The sequence below is a fragment of the Burkholderia sp. AW49-1 genome (genome assembly GCF_053427845.1).
Genome location: NZ_JBSAXF010000019.1, coordinates 66,069 through 86,407, shown reverse-complemented (window position 1 = coordinate 86,407; position 20,339 = coordinate 66,069). Strand labels below are relative to the sequence as shown.

The 20,339-nt window shown below is 62.4% G+C and carries 29 protein-coding genes; 27 read left to right on the top strand and 2 right to left on the bottom strand.

All coding sequences use genetic code 11. The features are described 5' to 3' along the window. The 23 genes from rplP to dsbD all read left to right on the top strand — a co-directional run bounded on the left by rplP (position 1) and on the right by dsbD (position 12,663). Positions 1-417 carry a 50S ribosomal protein L16 gene (gene rplP, locus ACV22W_RS24585; protein ID WP_059468475.1) on the top strand — a complete coding sequence of 139 codons (417 nt, stop codon included), beginning with the start codon at positions 1-3 and terminating at the stop codon, positions 415-417. A 9-nt stretch (positions 418-426) separates the two neighbouring features. Further along, a complete protein-coding gene (gene rpmC, locus ACV22W_RS24580; protein ID WP_006400652.1) occupies positions 427-621 on the top strand; it encodes a 50S ribosomal protein L29 in 195 nt (64 codons plus the stop codon). Continuing rightward, positions 618-890: a 30S ribosomal protein S17 gene (gene rpsQ / locus ACV22W_RS24575; protein WP_006752928.1), complete on the top strand. Its 273-nt coding sequence runs from the start codon at positions 618-620 to the stop codon at positions 888-890. The genes rpmC and rpsQ overlap by 4 nt, the downstream gene beginning before the upstream one ends. A gap of 309 nt (positions 891-1,199) precedes the next feature. Continuing rightward, complete coding sequence (rplN, locus tag ACV22W_RS24570) at positions 1,200-1,568, top strand: 50S ribosomal protein L14 (protein ID WP_006752929.1); 369 nt, start codon at positions 1,200-1,202, stop codon at positions 1,566-1,568. Between the two features lie 9 nt (positions 1,569-1,577). Continuing rightward, a complete protein-coding gene (rplX, locus tag ACV22W_RS24565) occupies positions 1,578-1,886 on the top strand; it encodes a 50S ribosomal protein L24 (protein WP_006477187.1) in 309 nt (102 codons plus the stop codon). 16 nt (positions 1,887-1,902) lie between these two features. Further along, positions 1,903-2,442: a 50S ribosomal protein L5 gene (gene rplE, locus ACV22W_RS24560; protein WP_006482882.1), complete on the top strand. Its 540-nt coding sequence runs from the start codon at positions 1,903-1,905 to the stop codon at positions 2,440-2,442. A gap of 7 nt (positions 2,443-2,449) precedes the next feature. Continuing rightward, complete coding sequence (rpsN, locus tag ACV22W_RS24555) at positions 2,450-2,755, top strand: 30S ribosomal protein S14 (protein WP_006482884.1); 306 nt, start codon at positions 2,450-2,452, stop codon at positions 2,753-2,755. A gap of 14 nt (positions 2,756-2,769) precedes the next feature. Further along, positions 2,770-3,165, top strand: a complete 396-nt coding sequence (rpsH, locus tag ACV22W_RS24550) for a 30S ribosomal protein S8 (protein ID WP_006477185.1) — start codon at positions 2,770-2,772, stop codon at positions 3,163-3,165. Between the two features lie 18 nt (positions 3,166-3,183). Beyond that, a complete protein-coding gene (rplF, locus tag ACV22W_RS24545) occupies positions 3,184-3,714 on the top strand; it encodes a 50S ribosomal protein L6 (protein WP_006758786.1) in 531 nt (176 codons plus the stop codon). Positions 3,715-3,726: 12 nt separating this feature from the next. After that, positions 3,727-4,092 (top strand): 50S ribosomal protein L18, encoded by a 366-nt coding sequence (rplR, locus tag ACV22W_RS24540; RefSeq protein WP_006477183.1) that lies wholly within the window; start codon positions 3,727-3,729, stop codon positions 4,090-4,092. A 14-nt stretch (positions 4,093-4,106) separates the two neighbouring features. Next, positions 4,107-4,625: a 30S ribosomal protein S5 gene (gene rpsE, locus ACV22W_RS24535; RefSeq protein ID WP_006752931.1), complete on the top strand. Its 519-nt coding sequence runs from the start codon at positions 4,107-4,109 to the stop codon at positions 4,623-4,625. 15 nt (positions 4,626-4,640) lie between these two features. Continuing rightward, positions 4,641-4,823, top strand: coding sequence for a 50S ribosomal protein L30 (gene rpmD, locus ACV22W_RS24530; RefSeq protein ID WP_006400644.1), 183 nt, complete (start codon positions 4,641-4,643; stop codon positions 4,821-4,823). A 26-nt stretch (positions 4,824-4,849) separates the two neighbouring features. Beyond that, entirely contained in the window at positions 4,850-5,284 is a 435-nt protein-coding gene (gene rplO / locus ACV22W_RS24525) for a 50S ribosomal protein L15 (RefSeq protein WP_006482880.1), read from the top strand. A 42-nt stretch (positions 5,285-5,326) separates the two neighbouring features. Next, positions 5,327-6,676, top strand: a complete 1,350-nt coding sequence (secY, locus tag ACV22W_RS24520) for a preprotein translocase subunit SecY (RefSeq protein WP_006400642.1) — start codon at positions 5,327-5,329, stop codon at positions 6,674-6,676. Between the two features lie 9 nt (positions 6,677-6,685). Beyond that, positions 6,686-6,904, top strand: a complete 219-nt coding sequence (gene infA / locus ACV22W_RS24515; protein ID WP_004521905.1) for a translation initiation factor IF-1 — start codon at positions 6,686-6,688, stop codon at positions 6,902-6,904. A 20-nt stretch (positions 6,905-6,924) separates the two neighbouring features. Continuing rightward, a complete protein-coding gene (rpmJ, locus tag ACV22W_RS24510) occupies positions 6,925-7,041 on the top strand; it encodes a 50S ribosomal protein L36 (RefSeq protein WP_004199844.1) in 117 nt (38 codons plus the stop codon). 38 nt (positions 7,042-7,079) lie between these two features. Continuing rightward, the gene (gene rpsM, locus ACV22W_RS24505; RefSeq protein WP_039323572.1) at positions 7,080-7,445 is read left to right on the top strand and encodes a 30S ribosomal protein S13; all 366 of its coding nucleotides are present in this window, start codon (positions 7,080-7,082) and stop codon (positions 7,443-7,445) included. A gap of 28 nt (positions 7,446-7,473) precedes the next feature. Further along, positions 7,474-7,875, top strand: a complete 402-nt coding sequence (gene rpsK, locus ACV22W_RS24500; protein WP_004197937.1) for a 30S ribosomal protein S11 — start codon at positions 7,474-7,476, stop codon at positions 7,873-7,875. A gap of 155 nt (positions 7,876-8,030) precedes the next feature. After that, positions 8,031-8,654: a 30S ribosomal protein S4 gene (gene rpsD / locus ACV22W_RS24495; RefSeq protein WP_012362893.1), complete on the top strand. Its 624-nt coding sequence runs from the start codon at positions 8,031-8,033 to the stop codon at positions 8,652-8,654. Positions 8,655-8,778: 124 nt separating this feature from the next. Beyond that, positions 8,779-9,756 (top strand): DNA-directed RNA polymerase subunit alpha, encoded by a 978-nt coding sequence (locus ACV22W_RS24490; protein WP_006477176.1) that lies wholly within the window; start codon positions 8,779-8,781, stop codon positions 9,754-9,756. Between the two features lie 136 nt (positions 9,757-9,892). Further along, a complete protein-coding gene (rplQ, locus tag ACV22W_RS24485) occupies positions 9,893-10,288 on the top strand; it encodes a 50S ribosomal protein L17 (RefSeq protein WP_006477175.1) in 396 nt (131 codons plus the stop codon). Positions 10,289-10,496: 208 nt separating this feature from the next. Further along, positions 10,497-10,823 (top strand): divalent-cation tolerance protein CutA, encoded by a 327-nt coding sequence (gene cutA, locus ACV22W_RS24480; protein WP_448022248.1) that lies wholly within the window; start codon positions 10,497-10,499, stop codon positions 10,821-10,823. After that, positions 10,816-12,663, top strand: a complete 1,848-nt coding sequence (gene dsbD / locus ACV22W_RS24475) for a protein-disulfide reductase DsbD (protein WP_448022247.1) — start codon at positions 10,816-10,818, stop codon at positions 12,661-12,663. The genes cutA and dsbD overlap by 8 nt, the downstream gene beginning before the upstream one ends. A gap of 115 nt (positions 12,664-12,778) precedes the next feature. Here the strand turns inward: dsbD and hemB are convergent, their stop codons facing one another. Both hemB and yihA read right to left on the bottom strand, forming a co-directional pair. Beyond that, a complete protein-coding gene (gene hemB, locus ACV22W_RS24470; RefSeq protein ID WP_059686546.1) occupies positions 12,779-13,777 on the bottom strand; it encodes a porphobilinogen synthase in 999 nt (332 codons plus the stop codon). Positions 13,778-14,030: 253 nt separating this feature from the next. Beyond that, positions 14,031-14,690, bottom strand: coding sequence for a ribosome biogenesis GTP-binding protein YihA/YsxC (yihA, locus tag ACV22W_RS24465; RefSeq protein ID WP_059505749.1), 660 nt, complete (start codon positions 14,688-14,690; stop codon positions 14,031-14,033). A gap of 218 nt (positions 14,691-14,908) precedes the next feature. On the opposite strand from yihA, the gene ACV22W_RS24460 reads away from it, so the two are divergent. The 4 genes from ACV22W_RS24460 to msrP all read left to right on the top strand — a co-directional run bounded on the left by ACV22W_RS24460 (position 14,909) and on the right by msrP (position 20,333). Continuing rightward, positions 14,909-15,562: a c-type cytochrome gene (locus tag ACV22W_RS24460; protein ID WP_059535578.1), complete on the top strand. Its 654-nt coding sequence runs from the start codon at positions 14,909-14,911 to the stop codon at positions 15,560-15,562. Positions 15,563-15,766: 204 nt separating this feature from the next. Next, complete coding sequence (locus ACV22W_RS24455; RefSeq protein WP_448022246.1) at positions 15,767-17,983, top strand: cytochrome c biogenesis protein ResB; 2,217 nt, start codon at positions 15,767-15,769, stop codon at positions 17,981-17,983. A 4-nt stretch (positions 17,984-17,987) separates the two neighbouring features. Beyond that, the gene (ccsB, locus tag ACV22W_RS24450) at positions 17,988-19,178 is read left to right on the top strand and encodes a c-type cytochrome biogenesis protein CcsB (RefSeq protein WP_448022245.1); all 1,191 of its coding nucleotides are present in this window, start codon (positions 17,988-17,990) and stop codon (positions 19,176-19,178) included. A gap of 159 nt (positions 19,179-19,337) precedes the next feature. Continuing rightward, the gene (gene msrP, locus ACV22W_RS24445; RefSeq protein WP_448022244.1) at positions 19,338-20,333 is read left to right on the top strand and encodes a protein-methionine-sulfoxide reductase catalytic subunit MsrP; all 996 of its coding nucleotides are present in this window, start codon (positions 19,338-19,340) and stop codon (positions 20,331-20,333) included. Positions 20,334-20,339 lie beyond the last annotated feature (6 nt).

Below are 20,339 nucleotides of genomic sequence, written 5' to 3'. Positions count from 1 at the left end.
ATGCTGCAACCGAAACGCAGGAAGTATCGTAAAGAGCAGAAGGGTCGTAACACCGGCAAGGCGACGCGCGGCAACGCAGTGTCGTTCGGTGAATTCGGTCTGAAGGCGATCGGTCGCGGTCGTTTGACCGCACGTCAAATTGAAGCGGCGCGTCGTGCAATGACGCGTCACATCAAGCGTGGCGGCCGCATCTGGATCCGGATCTTCCCGGACAAGCCGATTTCGCAAAAGCCGGCAGAAGTGCGTATGGGTAACGGTAAGGGTAACCCGGAGTACTACGTCGCCGAAATCCAGCCGGGCAAGATGCTCTATGAAATGGACGGCGTAACCGAAGAACTGGCACGCGAAGCGTTCCGTCTGGCCGCAGCGAAGCTGCCGCTGAAGACGACGTTCATCGTGCGCCAGCTCGGCGCCTAAGGAGAAAACATGAAGGCTTCCGAACTTCTCCAGAAAGACCAGGCCGCGCTCAACAAGGAGCTGGCGGACCTGCTGAAGGCGCAATTCGGCCTGCGCATGCAACTCGCGACCCAGCAGCTCACGAACACGAGCCAGCTGAAGAAGGTTCGTCGCGACATCGCACGTGTGCGGACCGTCATGACTCAGAAGGCGAACCAGAAATGAACGATAGCGTGAAAACCTCGCTGAAGCGGACGCTGGTCGGTCGGGTCGTCAGCAACAAGATGGACAAGACCGTCACCGTGCTGATCGAGCACCGCGTCAAGCACCCGATCTACGGCAAGTATGTCGTGCGCTCGAAGAAGTACCACGCGCATGATGAAGCGAACACCTGCAACGAAGGCGATCTCGTCGAAATCCAGGAAACTCGTCCTGTTTCGAAGACGAAGGCCTGGACGGTGTCGCGCCTCGTCGAAGCAGCTCGCGTCATCTAAGCGGGCAGAGCAGTAGGCAGTAACAGGCACTTCGCCAAGAAGTGCTTGAAATCGCAAAGTTTTTGCTTGCGTGACCGGGATTATTTGTTATAATCCCGGTCTTCCCTCTTTATGGGAGCCCCGTCGCGGGCGAAGTTGGTGGGGGAAGCGGACTGGCGCCAGCCTGTCCGAAAGATTCACCGAATTGCGATGGCGGGTTTCGTTTGCCGTCGCTGCTGTTCCAACCCAAGCAGCCGATTGGCTGACGGGACCAAGACTGACCGAATGCATCATGGTGGTGCATCCGGATTAAGTTGGGAAAGACAAACCATGATCCAGACCGAATCTCGGCTCGAAGTAGCCGACAACACGGGTGCGCGTGAAGTCATGTGCATCAAGGTGCTCGGCGGCTCGAAGCGTCGTTATGCCGGCATTGGCGACATCATCAAGGTGACCGTCAAAGAAGCAACGCCGCGCGGGCGCGTGAAGAAAGGCGAAATCTACAACGCCGTGGTGGTCCGCACCGCCAAGGGTGTTCGCCGTCAAGACGGCTCGCTGATCAAGTTCGACGGCAACGCCGCTGTGCTTTTGAATAACAAGCTTGAGCCGATCGGCACCCGTATCTTCGGGCCGGTGACGCGTGAGCTGCGTAGCGAACGATTCATGAAGATCGTTTCGCTGGCGCCGGAAGTGCTGTAAGGAGTCGCGATGAACAAGATTCGCAAAGGTGACGAAGTTATCGTCGTCACTGGCAAAGACAAGGGCAAGCGCGGCGTCGTGCTGGCTGTCGGTGCAGAGCATGTGACGGTTGAAGGTATCAACCTCGTCAAGAAGCATGTGAAGCCGAACCCGATGAAGGGTACGACGGGCGGCGTGGAAGCGAAGACGATGCCCCTGCATATTTCGAACGTCGCACTGGTCGACGCGAATGGCAAGGCGTCGCGTGTTGGCATCAAGGTCGAGGAAGGCAAGAAGGTTCGCTTCCTGAAGACGACCGGTGCCGTACTGAGCGCCTGACGCAGCGGAGTAAAAAATGGCTCGTTTTCAAGAGTTTTACAAAGAAAAGGTTGTGCCCGGCCTGATCGAGAAGTTCGGTTACAAGTCGGTCATGGAAGTGCCGCGCATCACCAAGATCACGCTGAACATGGGTCTTGGCGAAGCGATCGCTGACAAGAAGATCATCGAGAACGCCGTTGGCGACCTCACGAAGATCGCTGGTCAGAAGCCGGTCGTCACGAAGGCACGCAAGGCAATCGCAGGCTTCAAGATCCGCCAGGGCTACCCGATCGGCGCGATGGTGACGCTGCGTGGCCGTGCGATGTACGAATTCCTCGACCGTTTCGTGACCGTTGCCCTGCCCCGCGTGCGTGACTTCCGCGGTGTGTCGGGCCGTGCTTTCGATGGCCGCGGCAACTACAACATCGGTGTGAAAGAGCAGATCATTTTCCCCGAAATCGACTACGACAAGATCGACGCACTGCGTGGGCTGAACATCAGCATCACGACGACTGCGAAGACCGACGACGAAGCAAAGGCTCTGCTCGCCAGCTTCAAGTTCCCGTTCAGAAACTGAGGTTACCGTGGCTAAACTGGCACTGATCGAACGTGAAAAGAAGCGCGCCCGCCTGGTCGCGAAGTTCGCAGCAAAGCGCGAAGCGCTGAAGGCGATCGTCGAAGACCAAAGCAAGTCGGAAGAAGAGCGCTACGAAGCACGCCTTGAGCTGCAGCAACTGCCCCGCAACGCAAACCCGACCCGCCAGCGTAACCGCTGCGCGATCACGGGCCGTCCGCGTGGCACGTTCCGTAAATTCGGCCTCGCGCGTAACAAGATTCGTGAAATCGCATTCCGTGGCGAGATTCCTGGCCTGACCAAGGCGAGCTGGTAATAGGAGAAACGTAAATGAGCATGAGTGATCCTATCGCCGATATGCTGACTCGCATCCGCAACGCGCAGATGGTCGAGAAGGTATCGGTCGCGATGCCCTCGTCGAAGGTCAAGGTTGCAATCGCGCAAGTCCTGAAGGACGAAGGTTATATCGACGATTTCGCCGTCAAGGCGGAAGGTGCGAAGTCCGAACTGAATATCGCGCTGAAGTACTACGCAGGTCGCCCGGTCATCGAACGCCTCGAGCGCGTGTCGAAGCCTGGTCTGCGCGTGTACCGCGGCCGTAACGACATTCCGCAGGTCATGAATGGCCTGGGCGTGGCAATCGTGTCGACGCCGAAGGGCGTGATGACCGACCGCAAGGCGCGCGCTACCGGCGTCGGCGGCGAAGTCATCTGCTACGTCGCTTAAAGCCGAGGAGAGAGAAACATGTCTCGAGTAGGTAAGAGCCCGATCGCGCTGCAAGGCGCGGAAGTCAAGCTGGCCGACGGCGCTATCACCGTCAAGGGCCCGCTGGGCACCATCACGCAAGCGATCAATCCGCTCGTGAACGTGGCGAACAACGACGGCACGCTGAATCTGTCGCCGGTCGACGAAAGCCGCGAAGCAAACGCACTGTCGGGCACGATGCGCGCGATCATCGCGAATGCCGTGCACGGCGTGACCAAGGGTTTCGAGCGCAAGCTGACGCTGGTTGGCGTCGGTTATCGTGCGCAAGCGCAAGGCGACAAGCTGAACCTGTCGCTGGGTTTCTCGCACCCGGTGGTGCACCAGATGCCGGAAGGCGTCAAGGCTGAAACCCCGACGCAAACCGAAATCGTGATCAAGGGGATCAACAAGCAACAAGTCGGTCAAGTGGCTGCGGAAGTCCGCGGTTACCGTCCGCCGGAGCCCTACAAGGGCAAGGGCGTGCGCTATTCCGACGAGGTTGTGATCCTCAAAGAAACGAAGAAGAAGTAAGGGTGCGCAATCATGGATAAGACTCAATCTCGCCTGCGCCGCGCTCGCCAGACGCGTATCAAGATCGCTGAGCTGCAGGTCGCGCGTCTCGCCGTGCATCGCACGAACACGCACATCTACGCTCAAGTGTTCTCGCCCTGCGGCACCAAGGTGCTCGCCAGCGCGTCGACGCTCGAAGCAGAAGTGCGCGCCGAACTGGCCGACAAGTCGGGCAAGGGTGGCAACGTTAATGCTGCGACGCTGATCGGCAAGCGTATTGCCGAGAAGGCAAAGGCCGCCGGCATCGAATCCGTCGCCTTCGACCGCTCGGGCTTCCGCTACCATGGCCGCGTCAAGGCGCTGGCTGAGGCAGCTCGCGAAGCTGGGCTCAAGTTCTAAGGAAGGAATTCGTCATGGCAAAGATGCAAGCGAAAGTTCAGGCTGACGAGCGCGACGACGGCCTTCGCGAAAAGATGATTTCGGTCAACCGCGTGACCAAGGTCGTGAAGGGTGGCCGTATTCTCGGCTTCGCCGCACTGACCGTGGTCGGCGATGGTGATGGCCGCATCGGTATGGGCAAGGGCAAGGCGAAGGAAGTGCCGGTCGCTGTCCAGAAGGCAATGGAACAAGCTCGCCGCAACATGTTCAAGGTGCCGCTCAAGAACGGCACGCTGCAGCACGAAGTGCACGGCAAGCACGGCGCATCCGCTGTCCTCCTCGCCCCGGCGAAGGCAGGTACGGGCGTGATCGCCGGCGGCCCGATGCGCGCAGTGTTCGACGTGATGGGCGTTCAGAACGTCGTGGCAAAGAGCCACGGTTCGACGAACCCGTACAACCTCGTTCGCGCCACGCTGGACGGTCTGCGCAAGCAGTCGACCCCGGCAGACATCGCGGCGAAGCGCGGCAAGTCCGTCGAAGATATTTTGGGCTAAGCCCGGGTGGTCACCATGTCTGAAAAAACTGTCAAGGTTCAGCTCGTTAAGAGCCTGATCGGGACCCGCGAATCGCACCGCGCGACCGTGCGTGGCCTGGGCCTGCGCCGACTCAACTCGGTTAGCGAGCTGCAGGACACGCCGGCGGTCCGCGGCATGATCAACAAGGTCTCGTACCTCGTTAAGGTCATCGCGTAAGCGGCCCTACGGATCAAGGAGTTGATATGGAATTGAATAACCTGAAGCCGGCCGCTGGCGCCAAGCACGCCAAGCGTCGCGTCGGCCGCGGCATCGGTTCGGGCCTCGGCAAGACGGCTGGCCGTGGTCACAAGGGTCAGAAATCGCGTTCGGGCGGCTTCCACAAAGTCGGTTTCGAAGGCGGTCAGATGCCGCTGCAACGTCGTCTGCCGAAGCGCGGCTTCACGTCGCTGACGAAGGAATTCGTCGGTGAAGTGCGCCTGGGCGACCTCGAGAAGCTGCCGGTCGATGAAATCGATCTGCTCGCACTGAAGCAAGCCGGCCTGGTCGGCGAGCTGACGAAGAGCGCAAAGATCATCGCGACGGGCGAGCTGAAGCGCAAGATCGTCGTGAAGGGTCTCGGTGCCACCAAGGGTGCGCGCGCTGCGATCGAAGCGGCCGGCGGTTCGTTCGCCGAGTGACACGCGTAGCGCGTCGTTACTTGCATTCATCGGAGAAGGTACTTGGCTAACAGCCCGAGTCTTGCAAAACCCGGTCGAAGCACGGCGAAATTCGGCGATCTGCGTCGGCGAGCGATGTTCCTGCTCCTGGCGCTGATCGTCTATCGCATCGGCGCGCACATCCCCGTGCCGGGCATCGATCCGGATCAACTGGCGAAGCTGTTCCAGAGCCAGGCGGGCGGCATCCTGGGCATGTTCAACATGTTCTCGGGTGGCGCGCTTTCCCGCTTCACGATCTTTGCGCTGGGGATCATGCCGTACATCTCGGCGTCGATCATCATGCAGTTGCTGGCGATCGTCTCGCCGCAGCTCGAGGCGCTGAAGAAGGAAGGGCAGGCAGGGCAACGGAAGATCACGCAGTACACGCGGTATTTCACCGTGGTGCTCGCGACCTTCCAGGCGTTCGGTATCGCGGCTGCGCTGGAAAACCAGCCGGGCCTCGTGATCGACCCCGGCATGCTGTTCCGGCTGACGACGGTCGTGACGCTGGTTACCGGCACGATGTTCCTGATGTGGCTGGGTGAGCAGATCACCGAGCGTGGTCTGGGCAACGGCATCTCGATCATCATCTTCGGCGGGATCGCAGCAGGGTTCCCAAATGCCGTCGGTGGGCTGTTCGAGCTGGTGCGCACGGGTTCGATGAGCATCATTTCGGCGATCATCATCGTCGTTCTGATTGCCGCGGTGACTTACCTGGTCGTGTTCATCGAACGCGGTCAGCGCAAGATCCTCGTGAACTACGCGAAGCGCCAGGTCGGCAACAAGATCTACGGTGGCCAGTCGTCGCACTTGCCGCTGAAGCTGAACATGTCGGGCGTGATTCCGCCGATCTTCGCGTCGTCGATCATCCTGTTCCCGGCCACGATTCTCGGCTGGTTCAGCACGGGTCAGCCGTCGGGAAGCTGGATCTCCAACACGTTGCATAACGTCGCGGAGGCGCTGAAGCCGGGTCAGCCGGTCTATGTGCTGCTGTACACGCTGGCAATCGTGTTTTTCTGCTTCTTCTACACCGCACTGGTGTTCAACAGCAGGGAAACCGCGGACAACCTGAAGAAGAGCGGTGCGTTTGTTCCGGGCATTCGTCCGGGCGATCAGACCGCACGATATATCGACCGCATCCTCACGCGTCTGACGCTGGCCGGTGCGATCTACATCGTCTTCGTGTGTCTGCTGCCGGAATTCCTGGTGCTGCGCTGGAACGTGCCGTTTTATTTTGGTGGAACGTCGCTGCTGATCATTGTCGTCGTCACGATGGACTTCATGGCGCAGGTGCAGTCGTACGTTATGTCGCAACAGTATGAGTCGCTGCTCAAGAAGGCAAACTTCAAGGGCGGCAACATCCCAATGCGTTAATTAAGGACTATGGCCAAAGACGATGTAATCCAGATGCAAGGTGAGGTGATCGAAAACCTCCCGAATGCGACCTTCCGTGTGAAGCTGGAAAACGGCCATGTCGTGTTGGGGCATATCTCGGGGAAGATGCGGATGCACTACATCCGCATCCTGCCGGGCGACAAGGTGACGGTTGAATTGACGCCTTACGATCTGTCTCGTGCGCGGATCGTGTTCCGGGCGAAGTGATTTGAAAAAAGGGTATTATCATGAAAGTGATGGCATCGGTTAAGCGCATTTGCCGCAATTGCAAGATCATCAAGCGCAAAGGCGTCGTTCGCGTGATCTGCAGCTCGGATCCGCGCCACAAGCAGCGCCAAGGCTGACCGCGCGTTTGTTTGCGCTTTTTGTTTGAGGAAAAACAATGGCTCGTATCGCAGGGGTTAACATCCCGAATCACCAGCATACCGAGATCGGCCTGACGGCAATCTTCGGTATCGGCCGCACGCGCTCGCGCAGCATCTGCACGGCAGCTGGCGTGGAATTCTCGAAGAAGGTCAAGGACCTGACCGACGCAGACCTCGAAAAGCTGCGTGAAGAAGTGGGCAAGTTCATCGTCGAAGGCGATCTGCGCCGTGAAGTGACGATGAACATCAAGCGTCTGATGGACCTCGGTTGCTACCGTGGTGTTCGTCATCGCAAGGGCCTGCCGATGCGCGGTCAGCGTACGCGTACGAATGCACGTACCCGCAAGGGTCCGCGTCGTGCAGCGCAAGCGCTGAAGAAGTAAGCGGAACTGACAGTTACAGGAAAACGTAATGGCTAAGGCTTCGAACACCGCGGCGCAACGCGTTCGCAAGAAGGTTAAGAAGAACGTCGCTGAAGGCGTGGTTCACGTTCACGCGTCGTTCAACAACACGATCATCACGATCACCGATCGCCAGGGCAATGCACTGGCATGGGCGACGTCGGGCGGCCAGGGCTTCAAGGGCTCGCGCAAGTCGACGCCGTTCGCTGCTCAGGTTGCTGCTGAGTCGGCCGGTCGCGTGGCGATGGAATACGGCGTGAAGAATCTGGAAGTGCGGATCAAGGGCCCGGGCCCGGGTCGTGAGTCGGCAGTGCGCGCACTGCATGGCCTCGGCATCAAGATCACCGCGATTTCGGACGTCACCCCGATTCCGCACAACGGCTGCCGTCCGCCGAAGCGCCGTCGTATCTAAGAATGTGCTGGCACGTTCGTGCTGGCACATTTGCCTGTCGCCGCGTAGCGTCGACGGGCGTTGCTTTTTTGATTGACTAAGCCCACCGTTCGCCCCAAAGGGCGCGAACTAGCGCGGATTTCGATCCGCGTGACTGATTGATAAAGGAATGCAAAGTGGCACGTTATATCGGCCCTAAGGCCAAGCTGTCCCGCCGTGAAGGCACCGACCTGTTCCTGAAGAGCGCACGCCGCTCGCTCGCCGACAAGTGCAAGCTCGACAGCAAGCCGGGTCAGCACGGCCGTACCTCGGGCGCACGTACGTCCGACTATGGTACGCAGCTGCGTGAAAAGCAAAAGGTCAAGCGCATTTACGGCGTCCTGGAGCGTCAGTTCCGCCGCTACTTCGCTGAAGCCGACCGTCGCAAGGGCAACACGGGTGAAAACCTGCTGCAACTGCTCGAGTCGCGTCTCGACAACGTCGTGTATCGCATGGGCTTCGGCTCGACCCGCGCTGAAGCGCGTCAGCTGGTGAGCCACAAGTCGATCACCGTGAACGGCGTCGTCGCGAACGTGCCGTCGCAGCAAGTGAAGGCGGGTGACGTCGTCGCGATCCGCGAAAAGGCAAAGAAGCAGGCGCGTATCGTCGAAGCGCTGTCGCTGGCCGAGCAAGGCGGCATGCCGAGCTGGGTTGCAGTCGATGCGAAGAAGTTCGAAGGCACGTTCAAGCAAATGCCGGAACGCGCTGACATCGCAGGCGACATCAACGAAAGCCTGATCGTCGAATTGTATTCGCGTTAATCCGATTGACGGCCGAGGTACCCCGATTGCGTTACGCAAGGAGGGGCCTCGGCTGTTTATTTTCTGGTTGTTACCGGTCAGCCTTATCGGTGTAACGAGCCGAGGGTATTGAAAAGGAAAGCCCATGCAAACCAGTTTGCTGAAACCCAAGATCATCGCCGTGGAATCGCTTGGCGAGAACCACGCGAGGGTGGTCATGGAACCGTTCGAACGCGGTTACGGCCACACCTTGGGCAATGCGCTTCGCCGCGTGCTGCTGTCGTCGATGGTCGGCTACGCGCCGACCGAAGTCACGATCGCCGGCGTGGTGCACGAGTATTCGACGCTCGACGGCGTGCAAGAGGACGTCGTCAACCTGCTGCTGAACCTGAAGGGTGTGGTGTTCAAGCTGCACAACCGTGACGAAGTGACGGTGACCCTGCGCAAGGAAGGCGAAGGCGTCGTCACGGCCGGCGATATCGAGCTGGCTCACGATTGCGAAGTCATCAACCCGAATCACGTGATCGCACACCTGTCGAAGGGCGGCAAGCTCGACGTTCAGATCAAGATCGAAAAGGGTCGCGGCTACGTGCCCGGCAACGTCCGTCGCTACGGCGAAGACACGGCCAAGATCATCGGCCGCATCGTTCTCGACGCATCGTTCTCGCCGGTTCGTCGCGTGAGCTACGCAGTTGAAAGCGCACGCGTCGAGCAGCGTACCGACCTCGACAAGCTCGTGATGAACATCGAGACGAGCGGCGTGATCACCCCGGAAGAGGCGATCCGCCAATCGGCCCGCATCCTGGTCGACCAGCTGTCCGTGTTCGCGGCGCTGGAAGGCACGGAAACGGCTGCAGAGGCACCGTCGCGCGCACCGCAGATCGATCCGATCCTGCTGCGTCCGGTGGACGATCTCGAGCTGACGGTTCGTTCGGCGAACTGCCTGAAGGCCGAGAACATCTACTACATCGGCGACCTGATCCAGCGCACGGAAAACGAGCTGCTGAAGACGCCGAACCTCGGTCGCAAGTCGCTCAACGAGATCAAGGAAGTGCTCGCTTCGCGCGGTCTCACGCTGGGCATGAAGCTCGAAAACTGGCCGCCGGCTGGTCTCGACAAGTAAGCCCGGTTGTTGCTGTAGTTGGCAAAGATGCGGATTTTCCTTTAAAATCCGCATCTTGCTTTTTTCGTTACCGGCCCGTGCACCCCAGCGGTGCGATAGAAGAGCTGGATCAAAACTTTGAATCAAGGAAACTGAAATGCGCCATCGTCATGGTCTGCGGAAACTGAACCGCACGAGCAGCCACCGTCTGGCTATGCTCCGTAACATGTCCAACTCGCTGATCGAGCACGAAGTCATCAAGACGACGCTGCCGAAGGCGAAGGAACTCCGTAAAGTCGTCGAGCCGCTGATCACGCTCGGCAAGAAGCCGTCGCTGGCAAACCGTCGCCTGGCGTTCAACCGCCTGCGCGATCGTGATTCGGTGGCGAAGCTGTTCGACGTGCTCGGTCCGCGTTTCGCGAACCGTCCGGGCGGCTACCTGCGCGTGCTGAAGTTCGGCTTCCGCGTCGGCGACAACGCACCGATGGCACTGGTCGAGCTGCTCGATCGTCCGGAAGTCGACGAAACGGAAAACGTGCAAGAAGCCGAGTAAGCTTCCAGCACGCAGCAGTATCTGAAAGGGGCCGAGCAATTGCTTGGCCCTTTTTGTTTTTCGTGGCGCCCCCAACTGCGATCGATTGTCGCAGCTTGCGGCCGGCAGCGTCGCGCGGGCTGAGATACGATACGGAACTGTCGGCGCGGGCCTTCGATGGGCCCATCGTGGTGGCGGAAGCCGGGAAAGACAGGTCAGGAGGGCGCGTATGGTGGTGGTTTTGATGCTCACGACGGTGCCTGACGCGGCGACGGCCGCAGCGCTCGCCGACGGCGCGCTCGATGCGCGGCTTGCCGCGTGCGTGTCGGAACTCGGTGCGATCAAGTCACGCTACCACTGGCAGGGCAAGGTCGAGACGGCCGAGGAGGTCCAGTTGCTATTCAAGACGAGCCCCGTGCGCTCGCTCGAACTGGAGCGATTTATTCTCGCGCATCATCCGTACGAGACGCCGGAAGTCGTCTCGTGGCAGGCGACGGCTTCGGCCGCGTACGGCCAGTGGGTAACCAGCGAAACTCAACGTCTATTTCATGTTTAACGGTATGGCGCTTTCCGTGCGCGTGCGCGCGCTGCGGCTCCTCGCAGTCCTGTTGTCGTTCATGTTCGTGCTGGCCGGCCTGTCGGTCGCGCGCGCGGCCGACGATTTTCTCGATCCGTCAGTCGCATTCAAGTTCAGCGCGAGCGAAGCGCCGGGGCAGGTGGACGTCCGCTTCAAGGTCGCCAATGGCTATTACCTGTACCGCGAGCGGTTCGCTTTCGCGGTGAAGGGCGGGCAGGCGACGCTCGGCGATCCACTGTTCCCGGCCGGTCACGTGAAGTTCGACCAGACGTTTCAGAAGGAAGTCGAGACCTATCGCGATGAGGTCGTGATTCATGTGCCGGTCAAGCAGGCGGCGGGGCCGTTCGAGCTCGCAGTGACGTCGCAGGGATGCGCCGACGAAGGGATCTGCTATCCGCCCGCCGAGCACGTCGTGAAGGTCGACGGCGCGGCGTTGGGCGCGGCCGCGCCGGCCGATGGCGCACCGGCCTCGGGCAGCTGGTTCGACAAGGTCACGAGCGCTGATTTTGCGCAGTCGCTGCTCGAGGGGCACGGCTTCTTCACGATCGTCGCGCTGTATTTCGTCGCGGGCGTCGTGCTCAGTCTCCTGCCCTGTTCGTATCCGATGATTCCGATCGTTTCCGCGATCATCATCGGGCAGGGTACGCGGGCGACGCATGCGCGCGGTTTTGCGCTGTCGCTGACGTACGTGGTCGGCATGGCGCTCGTCTATACGGTGCTGGGCATCGCGGCGGCGCTGGTCGGCCAGAGCCTTGGCGCGTGGTTGCAGAACCCGTGGGTGCTCGGCGCGTTCGGCGTGCTGCTCACGGCATTCGCACTGTCGCTGATTTCCGGCAGGGACATCGCGTTGCCCGAGCGCTGGCAGAACGGTGCGGCCGAAGCCTCGCGCGCGCGGCAGGGCGGCCACTTCGTCGCCGTCGCCGCGATGGGTGCGTTGTCGGCGCTGGTCGTCGGCGCGTGCATGACGGCGCCGCTGTTCGCGGTGCTCGCGTTCATCGCGCACACCGGCAATGCATGGCTCGGCGGTGCCGCGCTGTTCGCAATGGGGCTGGGGCTCGGCGTGCCGCTGCTCGTCGTCGGCGTCGGTGCCGGCACGGTGCTGCCGCGCGCGGGCGCATGGATGGATGGCGTGAAGGTGTTCTTCGGCATCGTGCTGCTCGCCGCCGCGCTGTGGATCGTCTGGCCGGTGCTCGCGGGCGGGCTGAAGATGGTCCTCGCTGCGTTGTGGCTGCTCGTCGCGGCTGCGGCGCTCGGTCTGTTCACGCCGCATGCCGGCGCCGCGTCGATCTGGCGCCGACTCGGTCGCGGCCTCGGTGCAGCGCTCGCGATCTGGGCCGCGACGCTGCTCGTCGGGCTCGCGGCGGGCTCCAACGACCCCGTGAAGCCGCTGGCCGTGCTCGCGGCGCGCACGGTTGCGTCGGGCGATGCGTCGGCAGCCGGCGCGGCGGCCGGGCAGGCGGGCCCCGCGTTCGCGGCGGTGCGCTCCAGCGGCGAGCTCGACGCGCTGCTGAAGACGTCGGGCCGGCCCGTGATGCTCGACTTCTACGCCGACTGGTGCGTGAGCTGCAAGGAAATGGAGCATCTGACGTTCACCGATTCGCGCGTGCAGGCGCGGCTCGCGCAGCTTCACCTGGTGCGCGCCGACGTCACCGCGAACAATCCGGCCGACCAGGCGCTCCTCAAGCGCTTCAACCTGTTCGGGCCGCCGGGCATCATCTTCTTCGATCGCAACGGCAATGAGATCGGCCGCGTAGTCGGCTATCAGGCGGCCGAGACATTCCTGCGCAGCCTCGATCGCGCGGCGGTGCCGACGGTGTAAGGCGCGCGCGTCCGCGCATATGGGCGCCTGCTACGCCGACCGGACGACAAATACAAAACGGCAGGACACCGATGAAGTGTCCCGCCGTTTTTCTTGATACGCGCAGTCGTGCGGCTCAGCGCTGCGCTTTCAGCAGACGGGCAGCGTCGAGCGCGAAGTACGTGAGGACACCGTCGGCGCCTGCGCGCTTGAATGCGAGCAGCGATTCGAGCACGACCTTGTCGTGGTCGAGCCAGCCGTTCATCGCGGCGGCCTTCAGCATCGCGTATTCGCCGCTCACCTGGTACACGTAGGTCGGGAAGCGGAACTCGTCCTTCACGCGGCGCACGATGTCGAGATACGGCATGCCGGGCTTGACCATCACCATGTCGGCGCCTTCGTCGATGTCGAGACGCACTTCGCGCAGCGCTTCGTCGCTGTTCGCGGGATCCATCTGGTAGGTCATCTTGTTGCCCTTGCCCAGATTGGACGCCGAGCCGACCGCATCGCGGAACGGGCCGTAGAACGCCGACGCGAACTTGGCCGAATAGGCCATGATGCGCGTATGGATATGGCCGTCGCTTTCCAGCATCTCGCGGACTGCGCCGATGCGCCCGTCCATCATGTCCGACGGCGCGACGATGTCGACGCCGGCTTCCGCCTGCGCGCGCGCCTGGTCGACCAGGATCTCGATCGTGTCGTCGTTGATCACGTAGCCGTTTTCGTCGAGCACGCCATCCTGGCCGTGGCTCGTGTACGGATCGAGCGCGACGTCGGTCAGCACGCCGAGCTCGGGGAAACGCTTCTTCAGCTCGCGCACCGCGCGCGGGATCAGGCCTTCCGGATTGGCCGCTTCGCGGCCGTCGGGCGTTTTCAGCGACGGCTCGATGGCCGGGAACAGCGACAGCACGGGCACGCCGAGTTCGACGCACTGCTCGGCGACATGCATCAGCAGATCGACCGACACGCGCTCGACGCCGGGCATCGACGGGACGGCCTGGCGTTCGTTGGTGCCGTCGACGACGAACACCGGGTAGATCAGGTCGTCGGTGGTCAGGCGGTTTTCGCGCATCAGGCGCCGGGAGAAGTCGTCGCGGCGCATCCGGCGCGGACGATGAAGCGGATGGAAGCTCATGGCGATTTGGCAGAAATCAGGGCAAGAAGGACCTTACGGAACCCTTAGGTCATTTTCGAGATCGTTGGTATATGATAGCGATCGAGCGGCACGCGTCGCGTGCAGCTCCCCGCTTCTCCTCCCTGAGCGGGTGCCTGTCGTTTTTCGATTAGGCTGTTTGACCCGCCGTTCAACGGCGGGTTTTTTTATGAGCCGGCCGAATTCGCAGGTGCCGTCAGGTGCGCACGGCCGATCCCGGCCGCGCGTTGCCCGCTCATTGTGCTACAGGCTCGCCCTTTTCGTCGGCGGCGGACGGCCGCACCCAGCTCTCGATCAACTCATGCGCCTCGTCGAGCCCCGTGCGCTTCAGCGCCGAGAACAGCTGGACGGTCAGCTTGCCCTTCACGCCCTGGTCGCGATACGCGTCGAGTCCCTTCTGCGTGTTACGGAGCGCGTTGATGCTTTCCTGGCGCGTCAATTTGTCGCACTTCGTCAGCAGCGTGTGGATCGGCTTGCCGGTCGGCGCGAACCACTCGATCATCCGGCGATCGAGGTCGGTCAGCGGGCGGCGCGAATCCATCATCAGGATCAGGCCGCAGAGCTGCGAACGCGTCGCGAGATAGGACGACAGCAGCATTTCCCAGTGGGCCTTCGCGGCCCCCGGCACTTCCGCGTAACCGTAGCCGGGCAGGTCGACCAAGTTCGCGACGGGCTCGGCGGCCGGGCCGACGGAGAAGTAGTTGATGTGCTGCGTGCGACCGGGCGTCTTCGACGCGAACGCGAGCCGCTTCTGATTGCACAGGACGTTGATCGCCGTCGATTTGCCGGCATTCGAGCGGCCCGCGAACGCGATTTCCGGTTGCACCGTCGGCGGCAGGTCGCGCAGATGGTTGACGGTCGTGTAGAAGCGGGCTTGATGGAGCAAAAAGGCCATGGGGGAAACCGGAGGGACGGGGCGGCGCGAGCCGCTTGGTGGAGGCGGGGTAGCCCCGATAGGCGCGGGAGCTTTCAGCGCGATATTGTACAATACGCCGGTTTTGCCGAAGGGCTGCGGGCGCCTGCCTCGCGCTTTTATGCAGCTTCTGCGGTAGACTGGTCGACGTCGTTTTTTGCAGAACCTCAAATTCCCACAAGACGAAACAGGGTGTGCGAATGAATCGACTGTGCAAGTCTCTGATGGTGCTTCAGGTTGCAGCAGGGTTCGTAGGTTTCGTAGCGGAGGCAAACGCGGCGGATGCGGCAAAGCCGGATCTGGACCGTGGCAAGGCGATTGCCGGGCAAGTCTGCGCGTCGTGTCACGGCGCCGACGGCAATAGCGCATCGGGCAGTTTCCCGAAGCTCGCCGGCCAGCATCCCGAATATCTGGTCAAGCAGTTGAACGACTTCAAGGCCCAACCAGGCGCGAAGGGGCCGGCTCGGACCAACCCGGTGATGGTCGGGTTTGCGAGCGCGTTGAGCGCGGACGACATGCGCAACGTCGCCGCGTATTACGGATCGCAGTCGACGAAGCTCGGCACGGCGCGCGATGCGGCAACCGTGCCGATCGGCCAGAAGATCTATCGCGGCGGCATCGCGGAAAAGGGTGTGCCCGCCTGCGCGAGCTGCCACGGGCCGACGGGGCAGGGGATTCCGGTCCAGTACCCGCGTTTGTCGGGGCAGTGGGCCGATTACACGGTTGCCCAGTTGACCGCGTTCCAGCAGGGTGTCGGCGCACGCAACAACAACGAGGCGATGCATCAGATCGCATCGCGTCTGTCGGACAACGAGATCAAGGCCGTCGCGGATTACATCGCGGGCCTGCGTTGAACGGAAGGTTGCGAATGGAATGACCGGGCGCCCGAAGGGTGGCCGGAGTCAGAACAAGAAAAGGGTGGGGCGCCGCACCGTTGCGGTTGCCTCGCCCTTTTTTGTCGGTACTCGTCGGGCCGTCCCAAGAGTGCTGACCGCCCCCTTGGGGGCAGCGAACATACTAGTGAGCGTGGGGGCTGTTTCCCCTTAGTCGGAGTTTGAATGAGCGTTACCACGTCGGGGTTGCAGTCGAAGTCGGGTCAAGGTGCGTCCAGGCGCGCGGTCGAGCTGCTGAGCTCGATGCGCTTCGCGATCGCATTGCTGGTGGTGCTGTCGATCGCGAGCATCGTCGGCACGGTCCTGACCCAGGATGACCCGTATCCGAACTACGTGAACCAGTTTGGGCCATTCTGGGCGGACATCTTCCGCTCGCTGGGCCTGTACAACGTGTACAGCGCGTGGTGGTTCATGCTGATCCTGATCTTCCTCGTCGTGTCGATCTCGCTGTGCGTGATCCGCAATGCGCCGAAGATGCTCGCAGACGCGAAGAGCTGGAAGGACAAGGTCCGTGAAGGCAGCCTGCGCGCCTTCCACCACAAGGCCGAATACTCGGCGCCCGGCACGCGCGCGACCGTCGCGGCCACGCTGGCCACGTTCGTCACCAAGGCCGGCTACAAGCATGTCGTGCGTGAATCCGACGGCGCGACGCTGATCTCCGCCAAGCGAGGTGCGCTGACGAAGTGGGGCTACATCTCCGCGCACGTCGCGATCGTCGTGATTTGTATCGGCGGCCTGCTGGACAGCAACCTGCCGATCAAATTCCAGATGTGGATGTTCGGCAAGAGCCCGGTCAACACGAGCGCGACGATCAGCGAGATCTCGCCCGACCATCGGTTGTCGGCGTCGAACCCGACCTTCCGCGGCTACGCGTGGGTGCCGGAAGGCCAGTTCGTGTCGACCGCGATCCTGAACCAGCCGAGCGGTTCGCTGATCCAGGACCTGCCGTTCTCGATCCAGCTCAACAAGTTCATCGTCGACTACTACACGACGGGGATGCCGAAGCTGTTCGCGAGCGACATCGTCGTGATCGATCGCGAGACGGGCCAGAAGATCCCGGCGCGCGTCGAGGTCAACAAGCCGTTCACGTACAAGGGCGTGTCGATCTACCAGTCGAGCTTCCAGGATGGCGGCTCGCAGATGGAGATGACGGCCTACCCGATGACGGGCGGCAACGCGAAGACCTTCGCGGTGAAGGGCACGATCGGCAGTACGGCGCCGCTGCAAATGCCGGGCAGCGATGGCGACACGATCGAATTTTCCGACTTCCGCGCGATCAACGTCGAGAACATGGCGGACGCGAACGGCAAGCCGGACGTGCGCGGCGTCGCGAAGACGGAGTCGCTCAAGGAAGCGTTCGACGAGCGGCTCGGTTCGGGCGCGAAGACGTCGAAGCCGATGCAGCTCCACAACATCGGCCCGTCGGTGCAGTACAAGATTCGCGGCAAGGACGGCCAGGCGCGCGAATTCAACAACTACATGCTGCCCGTCGACATGGGCGGTACGCGCGTGTTCCTCGCCGGCGTGCGCGCGAGCCCGAACGATCCGTTCCGCTACATGCGGATCCCGGCGGACAGCCAGGACTCGATCGGCGAATGGATGCGCCTGCGCGCCGCGCTCGAGGATCCGGCCGTGCGTGCCGACGCCGCCGCACGTTTCGCGCAGCGTTCGCTGCCGACGACCGAAGCGTCGCTGCGCGGCCGTCTGCAGGATAGTGCCTTCAAGGTGCTGACCCTCTTTGCGGCGAGCGACGACAGCGTCGGCCGCGGCGCCGACGGCCAGCCGGTCGGCGGCTTCCAGGCGGTGGCGACGTTCATCGACCGCTCGGTGCCGAAGGCCGAGCAGGAAAAGGCGGCCAGCCTGCTGCTGCGCATGCTGGAGGGGTCGATGTGGGAGGTCTGGCAGATCGCGCGCGAGCGTGCCGGCGAGCCGGCCGCCCAGCAGGGCACCGACACGATCCGCTTCGTGCAGAACGCGATCAATGCGCTATCCGACAGCTTCTTGTACGGATCGCCGGTCTATTTGCAGCTCGACTCCTTCAAGCAGGTGCAAGCTTCGGTATTTCAGCTGACGCGCGCACCCGGCAAGAATCTGGTGTATCTTGGCAGCCTGCTGTTGGTCGCCGGCATCTTCTCGATGTTCTACGTGCGCGAGCGGCGCCTGTGGTTCTGGCTCAAGGACGCCGGTTCGGGCGTCGATGTGGTGATGGCGATGTCCACGGCCCGCAAGACCTTCGATTTCGAGAAAGAATTCGTGCAGACGCGCGACGCGGCGGGCGCCGCCTTGCGCGCCACGCCGCGCGACGCCGCACCCGCCGGTGCGGCCGCGACTGCCCGTCCGCCTGCCGGCGACGGTTCCGATTCCGAGAATTCCACCCGGTAACATCATGGATCTCACTCAAGTTTCCTCTTCCCGTTCGGCGCCGGTCCAGGCGCCGAATCCGGCGCCGATGTTCGACGACCGTCCATTCCTCGCGCGCCTGTCGATCATCGACTGGCTGTTCGCCCTGGCACTCGTGGTCGGCGCGGGCTATGCGTTCGTGCATTACAACGAACACATGAATTACTACGACAAGGCGGTGATGATCGGCACGGTGCCGGCGCTTGTCGTACTCGGCTGGCGCTGGAAGCCCGCGCGGCTGATGATGGCGTCGATCGCGGTGCTGTCGCTGCTGTCGATCCAGATCTACCAGGGCGATCTCGCGCGCGCCGACGCGGCGTTCTTCCTCAAGTACTTCCTGTCGAGCCAGTCCGCGATCCTGTGGATGAGCGCGCTGTTCGTGCTCGCGACGATCTTCTACTGGATCGGCCTGCTCGCGCGCTCGGAGTCGGGCTCCGCGATCGGCCAGAAACTGACGTGGGTCGCGGTGCTGATGGGTTTCACCGGCCTGATGGTGCGCTGGTACGAGTCCTACCTGATCGGTGCCGACGTCGGCCATATCCCGGTATCGAATCTGTATGAAGTATTCGTGCTGTTCAGCCTGATCACCGCACTGCTTTACCTGTATTACGAAGGCCACTACGGCACGCGCTCGCTCGGCGCGTTCGTGCTGCTGGTCATCAGCGCGGCCGTCGGCTTCCTGATGTGGTACTCGGTCGCGCGCGACGCGCAGCAGATCCAGCCGCTCGTGCCGGCGCTGCAGAGCTGGTGGATGAAGATTCACGTGCCGGCGAACTTCATCGGCTACGGCAGCTTCGCGCTGTCGGCGATGGTGTCGGTCGCGTACCTGATGAAGGAGCGCGGCGTGCTCGCCGATCGCCTGCCGACGCTCGAGGTGCTCGACGACGTGATGTACAAGTCGATCGCGGTCGGTTTCGCGTTCTTCACGATCGCGACGATCCTCGGCGCGCTGTGGGCCGCTGAAGCGTGGGGCGGTTACTGGAGCTGGGACCCGAAGGAAACCTGGGCGCTGATCGTGTGGCTCAACTACGCGGCCTGGCTGCACATGCGCCTGATGAAGGGCCTGCGCGGCGCGGTCGCCGCCTGGTGGGCGCTCACGGGCCTGCTCGTGACGACGTTCGCGTTCCTCGGCGTCAACATGTTCCTGTCCGGGCTGCACAGCTACGGCAAGCTGTAAGATTTCCGACGTTGGTCCGACAAAAGACCGCCGGCGCACTGCGTGCCCGGCGGTTTTCTTTTGTAACGGGCGGACGAGGCCGGGCGTCGAACGGCGCAGGGCGGGCCGGGTCGAACGCTCATGAAGCGTGCGCACCGCGCATGCAGGAGGAGCAGCACGATGTGGATCAAACACTCTTTGCGCACCGTACTGACCGGCGGTGATATCGCGCAGAGCCAGATTACGCCGCGCGCGGTGTTCGAGAACCGGCGGCGCGTATTGCAGGCCGCCGGCCTGGCGGCGGCGGGCGGCCTGTTCGGCGGCAGCGGAGCGGCGTTCGCAGCCTATGCGTCGCCGGACGCACGGGCCGCGAAGCTCGTGGCGAAAACCAATCCGAGGTTCGTCGCGGCCGACAAGGTGACGCCGTTCAAGGACATCACGTCCTACAACAACTTCTACGAATTCGGCACCGACAAGAGCGACCCGGCCCAGAACGCGGGCACGCTGCGGCCGCGCCCGTGGCGCGTGAGCGTCGAGGGCGAGGTGCTGCACCCGAAGGTGTTCGATCTCGACGAACTGCTGAAGCTCGCACCGCTCGAGGAGCGCGTGTACCGGCTGCGTTGCGTCGAAGGATGGTCGATGGTGATTCCTTGGATCGGCGTGCCGCTGTCCGAGCTGATCAAGCGCGTGCAGCCGACCGGCAACGCGAAATACGTGCAGTTCATCACGCTGGCCGATCCGTCGCAGATGCCGGGGCTGTCGGCGCCGGTGCTCGATTGGCCATACTCGGAAGGGCTTCGGATGGACGAGGCGATGAACCCGCTGACGCTACTGACGATGGGCGTGTACGGCCAGGTGCTGCCGAACCAGAACGGCGCGCCGGTGCGGATCGTCGTGCCGTGGAAGTACGGCTTCAAGAGCGCGAAGTCGCTGGTGAAGATCCGCTTCGTCGACAAGCAGCCGAAGACGAGCTGGAACACGTATGCGTCGAACGAATACGGCTTCTATTCGAACGTGAACCCGAACGTCGATCACCCGCGCTGGAGCCAGGCGACCGAGCGCCGGATCGGCGAGGACGGCTTCTTCACGCCTAAGCGCAAGACGCTGATGTTCAACGGCTACGGCGATCTCGTCGCGTCGATGTATCAGGGCATGGACCTGAAAAAGAACTTCTGAGTGCGC

What these genes read in the sequence shown, in the direction of transcription:
- ccsB (WP_448022245.1), top strand. Translation starts at nt 17,988, where the DNA reads ATGGATCTCACTCAAGTTTCCTCTTCCCGTTCGGCGCCGGTCCAGGCG.
- rplX (WP_006477187.1), top strand. Translation starts at nt 1,578, where the DNA reads ATGAACAAGATTCGCAAAGGTGACGAAGTTATCGTCGTCACTGGCAAA.
- rplO (WP_006482880.1), top strand. Translation starts at nt 4,850, where the DNA reads ATGGAATTGAATAACCTGAAGCCGGCCGCTGGCGCCAAGCACGCCAAG.
- rplN (WP_006752929.1), top strand. Translation starts at nt 1,200, where the DNA reads ATGATCCAGACCGAATCTCGGCTCGAAGTAGCCGACAACACGGGTGCG.
- msrP (WP_448022244.1), top strand. Translation starts at nt 19,338, where the DNA reads ATGTGGATCAAACACTCTTTGCGCACCGTACTGACCGGCGGTGATATC.
- rplR (WP_006477183.1), top strand. Translation starts at nt 3,727, where the DNA reads ATGGATAAGACTCAATCTCGCCTGCGCCGCGCTCGCCAGACGCGTATC.
- rpmD (WP_006400644.1), top strand. Translation starts at nt 4,641, where the DNA reads ATGTCTGAAAAAACTGTCAAGGTTCAGCTCGTTAAGAGCCTGATCGGG.
- rpsQ (WP_006752928.1), top strand. Translation starts at nt 618, where the DNA reads ATGAACGATAGCGTGAAAACCTCGCTGAAGCGGACGCTGGTCGGTCGG.
- rpmC (WP_006400652.1), top strand. Translation starts at nt 427, where the DNA reads ATGAAGGCTTCCGAACTTCTCCAGAAAGACCAGGCCGCGCTCAACAAG.
- rpmJ (WP_004199844.1), top strand. Translation starts at nt 6,925, where the DNA reads ATGAAAGTGATGGCATCGGTTAAGCGCATTTGCCGCAATTGCAAGATC.
- rpsE (WP_006752931.1), top strand. Translation starts at nt 4,107, where the DNA reads ATGGCAAAGATGCAAGCGAAAGTTCAGGCTGACGAGCGCGACGACGGC.
- rplQ (WP_006477175.1), top strand. Translation starts at nt 9,893, where the DNA reads ATGCGCCATCGTCATGGTCTGCGGAAACTGAACCGCACGAGCAGCCAC.
- rplP (WP_059468475.1), top strand. Translation starts at nt 1, where the DNA reads ATGCTGCAACCGAAACGCAGGAAGTATCGTAAAGAGCAGAAGGGTCGT.
- rpsH (WP_006477185.1), top strand. Translation starts at nt 2,770, where the DNA reads ATGAGCATGAGTGATCCTATCGCCGATATGCTGACTCGCATCCGCAAC.
- yihA (WP_059505749.1), bottom strand. Translation starts at nt 14,690, where the DNA reads ATGGCCTTTTTGCTCCATCAAGCCCGCTTCTACACGACCGTCAACCAT.
- rpsM (WP_039323572.1), top strand. Translation starts at nt 7,080, where the DNA reads ATGGCTCGTATCGCAGGGGTTAACATCCCGAATCACCAGCATACCGAG.
- infA (WP_004521905.1), top strand. Translation starts at nt 6,686, where the DNA reads ATGGCCAAAGACGATGTAATCCAGATGCAAGGTGAGGTGATCGAAAAC.
- ACV22W_RS24490 (WP_006477176.1), top strand. Translation starts at nt 8,779, where the DNA reads ATGCAAACCAGTTTGCTGAAACCCAAGATCATCGCCGTGGAATCGCTT.
- rpsK (WP_004197937.1), top strand. Translation starts at nt 7,474, where the DNA reads ATGGCTAAGGCTTCGAACACCGCGGCGCAACGCGTTCGCAAGAAGGTT.
- hemB (WP_059686546.1), bottom strand. Translation starts at nt 13,777, where the DNA reads ATGAGCTTCCATCCGCTTCATCGTCCGCGCCGGATGCGCCGCGACGAC.
- cutA (WP_448022248.1), top strand. Translation starts at nt 10,497, where the DNA reads ATGGTGGTGGTTTTGATGCTCACGACGGTGCCTGACGCGGCGACGGCC.
- rplF (WP_006758786.1), top strand. Translation starts at nt 3,184, where the DNA reads ATGTCTCGAGTAGGTAAGAGCCCGATCGCGCTGCAAGGCGCGGAAGTC.
- dsbD (WP_448022247.1), top strand. Translation starts at nt 10,816, where the DNA reads ATGTTTAACGGTATGGCGCTTTCCGTGCGCGTGCGCGCGCTGCGGCTC.
- rplE (WP_006482882.1), top strand. Translation starts at nt 1,903, where the DNA reads ATGGCTCGTTTTCAAGAGTTTTACAAAGAAAAGGTTGTGCCCGGCCTG.
- ACV22W_RS24460 (WP_059535578.1), top strand. Translation starts at nt 14,909, where the DNA reads ATGAATCGACTGTGCAAGTCTCTGATGGTGCTTCAGGTTGCAGCAGGG.
- ACV22W_RS24455 (WP_448022246.1), top strand. Translation starts at nt 15,767, where the DNA reads ATGAGCGTTACCACGTCGGGGTTGCAGTCGAAGTCGGGTCAAGGTGCG.